A 4,022-nucleotide genomic window follows, 5' to 3' on the forward strand; every position below is an offset into this window, starting at 1 on the left:
GGCGCACGTCCAGGTCAAGACGGTGCTCAACGAGGCCCCGATCCACGTCGGTGACCGACCTGAGTGACGTCTCGGCGTCCGGGTTCCGTCCACGGAGCGGACTGATCCTGTGTTTTCACATTCACTCGACTAAGTCCAGTATTGTGCTCGACATTCGTAACCCGATCGACCTTGACTCGGCAGGGCGGAAGTGAGGAACCAGATGAAGAAGATCAAGGTTGCGGTGGCGTTGGCCGCTGCGAGCATCCTGACCTTGACCGCCTGCGGTGGCTCCGGTGGCGCCAGCGATGCGGAGTCCATCTCCATCGTCGGCTTCGCCGTCCCCGAGACGGCCAACAAGGCGATCGCCAAGGAGTTCAACAAGACCCCCGAGGGCGAGGGCGTCACCTTCCAGACTTCCTACGGCGCCTCCGGCGACCAGAGCCGGGCGGTCGAGTCGGGCCTGAAGGCCGACTATGTGCACCTGTCGGTCGGCACCGACGTACAGCGTCTGGAGAAGGCCGGCCTGGTCGACCCGAGGTGGGACGACGGTGAGAACAAGGGCATCGTGTCCAGCTCGATCGTCGTTCTCGGTGTCCGGGAGGGCAACCCGAAGAACATCCAGGGTTGGGAGGACCTGATCAAGCCGGGTGTCGGCGTGGTCACCGCCAACCCGGCCTCCTCCGGTGCGGCCCGCTGGAACGCGCTCGCCGCCTGGGGCTCCGTCGTGAAGAACGGCGGGACCGAGGAGGAGGGCAAGGCCTACCTCGACAAGCTCTTCAAGAACGTTGTCACTTTGACCAACTCGGGGCGCGACGCGACGACCGCCTTCCTCGGTGGTACGGGTGACGTGCTGCTCGCGTACGAGAACGAGGCGATCCTCGCGGCGCAGCAGGGCGAGGGTTTCGACTACATCGTCCCGGACTCGACGGTTCTGATCGAGAACCCCGGCGCCATCCTCGAGGACTCCTCCAAGCCGTCGCAGGCCTGGCTCGACTTCGTCCTCGACCCGCAGGGTGGGCAGAAGCAATTCGCGCTGACCGGATTCCGCCCGGTCAACACCGCCGAGCCCGGCGTCGTCGACTGGGACGCGATCGGTCTGAAGCCGGAGGACATCAAGGGTGCCAAGGACCCGGCGGACCCGTTCCCGGCGCCGAAGCAGCTGCTCACCCTGGAGAACGACTTCGGCGGCCGCGACTGGTCGGGCGTCAAGGAGAAGCTCTTCGGCACCGGTGAGGACGGCGAGGCGGTCGGCATCGTGACCGACTCCATCGCCAACTCCGGCAAAGCCTCCCAGTAGTCCCCGCCATGACGACCACCATCCCTGAGGTCCGCCCGGCTGCTCCTCGGTCCAGCCGGCCGGCCTCCACTCTGACAAGAACCAGCGGCATCGGGCTCGGCATCACGATGCTCTGGTTCAGCCTGCTCGTCCTCATCCCGCTGGTCGCGGTGATCATCACCGCGTCCAGCGGCGGCTGGTCCGCCTTCGCGAGCCAGCTCACCAACGAGCAGACCGCCTCCGCGATCTGGCTGACGATCCGCGCGGCCGTCGTGGTCACCCTGATCAACGTCGTCGTCGGCACCGTCATCGCCTGGGTCCTGGTCCGCGACAGGTTCTGGGGCAAGGGGTTGCTCGAGGTCATCATCGACATCCCGTTCGCCCTGCCGACGATCGTCGCGGGCCTCGTGCTGCTCTCCCTCTACGGCGCGTCGTCGCCGCTCGGGCTCCATTGGGCCAACACGTCGATGTCGGTCTACCTGGCCCTCGCCTTCGTGACGCTGCCCTTCGTCGTACGCATGGTGCAGCCCGTCCTCGAGGAGCTGGACGCCGACGTGGAGGAGGCCGCGGCCTCCCTGGGGGCGTCCCGGTTCACCACGTTCCGGCGGATCATCCTGCCCTCGCTCGCCCCGGCGATCGCCGCCGGCGCGGCGCTGTCGTTCGCGCGTGGGATGGGGGAGTACGGCTCGTTGGTCCTGCTCTCGGGCAACCTGCCGTTCGAGTCCGAGGTCGCCTCGGTCCGGATCCTGTCCGCGATCGAGAACGACAACCCGGAGGGGGCGGCGGCGATCGCAGCCATGCTGCTGGTCGTCTCGCTGCTCGTCATCGTCGTCCTCGACCTGGTCCAGCGGAGGATGGTGCGCCGTGGCTGAGACACGTCGAGCGCCGCGTACGCCACTGACGTACGCCCTCCGGCTGATCGTCATCGCGTATCTGGGCCTGCTCGTGGCCTGGCCGGTGGTGCTGGTCGGCTGGAACGCCTTCCATGTGCCCGACATCGGGTTCACGACCGAGGCGTTCGCCGCGATCTTCAGGGACCCGCAGATGATGCACGCGATCCGGCTGACCTGCATCGCTGCAGTGGTGGCGACGCTGATCAACCTGGTCTTCGGGGTCTCGGTCTCGTTGCTGCTGGTGCGTACGGAATTTCCCGGCAAACGCATCCTCAGCGCCCTGATCGACCTGCCGCTGTCGGTCTCTCCGATCGTGGTCGGTCTGGCCCTCGTGCTGGTCTACGGCGGCCGCGACGGCTGGTTCGGGCCTTCCCTGGAATCGGCTGGGATCCAGGTCATCTTCGCGACGCCGGGGATCATCATGGCGACCGCGTTCGTGTCGCTGCCGCTGGTGATCCGCGAGGTCATCCCGGTGCTCGAGGAGATCGGTACCGAGCAGGAGCAGGCCGCGGCGTCGCTGGGCGCGAGCTCCTGGCAGACCTTCTGGCGGATCACCCTTCCGGGCATCAAGTGGGCCGTCATCTACGGTGTCGTGCTCACCCTGGCCCGCTCGCTCGGCGAGTTCGGCGCGGTCAAGGTCGTCTCCGGCAACGTGCTCGGCCAGACCCGCACCGCCACCCTCGCGGTCGAGGAGAAATACCTGAACTTCGACCAGCAGGGCGCGTACGCCGTCGCCTTCCTCCTCGCCAGCGTCTCGGTCGTCTGCATCCTCATCGTCTTCGTGCTGCGCGCCCGCGGTGCGCGCGTACGGTGAAAGGACCACATCCCATGAGCATCGAAGTAAGCGGTGTCAACAAGCGTTACGGCGACTTCGTCGCGCTGGAGGACATCAACCTGACCATCCCGACCGGACAGCTGACCGCCCTGCTGGGGCCCTCCGGCGGTGGCAAGACCACACTGCTCCGGGTCATCGCCGGGCTGGAGACGCCCGACTCCGGGTCGGTCGTGATCGAGGGAAAGGACGCGACGTCGCTGCCCGTCCAGAAGCGCAACGTGGGCTTCGTCTTCCAGCACTACGCGGCGTTCAAGCACCTCTCGGTGGCGCGCAACGTCGCCTTCGGGCTGGAGATCCGGAAGCGGCCCCGTGCAGAGATCGCCGCGAAGGTTTCGGAGCTGCTGGAGCTGGTGCATCTCTCGCAGTTCGCCCACCGGCTGCCCTCACAGCTCTCCGGCGGCCAGCGGCAGCGGATGGCGCTGGCACGGGCGCTGGCGATCGAGCCGTCCGTGCTGCTGCTCGACGAGCCGTTCGGCGCTCTGGACGCGAAGGTGCGCAAGGAGCTGCGCGACTGGCTGCGCCGCCTCCACGACGAGGTGCACGTGACCACCGTCTTCGTGACCCACGACCAGGAGGAGGCCCTCGAGGTCGCCGACGAGATCGTGGTCGTCAACCAGGGCGGGATCGAGCAGATCGGCACTCCCGAGCAGCTCTACGACGCGCCGGCCAACGACTTCGTGATGTCCTTCCTCGGCGACGTGACCACGCTGGGCGGGGCGCTGATCCGGCCCCACGACGTCGAGGTCACCCCGTCGCCGATCTCCGAGCACTCGCTCGAGGGAACCGTCTCGCGGGTCCTGCGGATCGGCTTCGAGGTGCGCCTCACCGTGCTCACCGACGACGGTGAGGTCGTGACCGCCGAGCTGACGCGTACGCATGCCCGGGCTCTGCGGCTCGAGGAGGGCGTCAACGTGTTCGTCACGCCGTCGCCCGGGGCTCATACGATGCCGGCGCCTTCGGCGTAGGGGCGGCTGTTCGTCTAGGTACGCAGCCGAACCGTCACTTCCCGTGCGGAACTCCGCGAGGGAAGTGACGG

4 protein-coding genes are annotated in these 4,022 nt (G+C 67.6%); all 4 read left to right on the forward strand.

Translation table 11 applies throughout. The features are described from left to right. The first annotated feature begins 202 nt into the window (after positions 1–202). Genes ACFVDI_RS28525 through ACFVDI_RS28540 form a run of 4 tightly spaced genes read left to right on the forward strand, consistent with a single transcriptional unit; the run spans position 203 to position 3,951 of the window. Complete coding sequence (locus tag ACFVDI_RS28525) at positions 203–1,279, forward strand: sulfate ABC transporter substrate-binding protein (protein ID WP_378912250.1); 1,077 nt, start codon at positions 203–205, stop codon at positions 1,277–1,279. An 8-nt stretch (positions 1,280–1,287) separates the two neighbouring features. Continuing rightward, positions 1,288–2,130: a sulfate ABC transporter permease subunit CysT gene (gene cysT / locus ACFVDI_RS28530; protein WP_378912251.1), complete on the forward strand. Its 843-nt coding sequence runs from the start codon at positions 1,288–1,290 to the stop codon at positions 2,128–2,130. Then, positions 2,123–2,965 carry a sulfate ABC transporter permease gene (locus ACFVDI_RS28535; RefSeq protein WP_378912252.1) on the forward strand — a complete coding sequence of 281 codons (843 nt, stop codon included), beginning with the start codon at positions 2,123–2,125 and terminating at the stop codon, positions 2,963–2,965. Before cysT ends, ACFVDI_RS28535 begins: the two co-directional genes overlap by 8 nt. A gap of 14 nt (positions 2,966–2,979) precedes the next feature. Next, positions 2,980–3,951 (forward strand): sulfate/molybdate ABC transporter ATP-binding protein, encoded by a 972-nt coding sequence (locus ACFVDI_RS28540; RefSeq protein WP_378912253.1) that lies wholly within the window; start codon positions 2,980–2,982, stop codon positions 3,949–3,951. The last annotated feature ends 71 nt before the right edge of the window (positions 3,952–4,022 follow it).

Origin of the sequence: Nocardioides sp. NPDC057767 (genome assembly GCF_042798275.1) — a bacterium.
In the GTDB taxonomy this organism is placed as follows: domain Bacteria; phylum Actinomycetota; class Actinomycetes; order Propionibacteriales; family Nocardioidaceae; genus Nocardioides.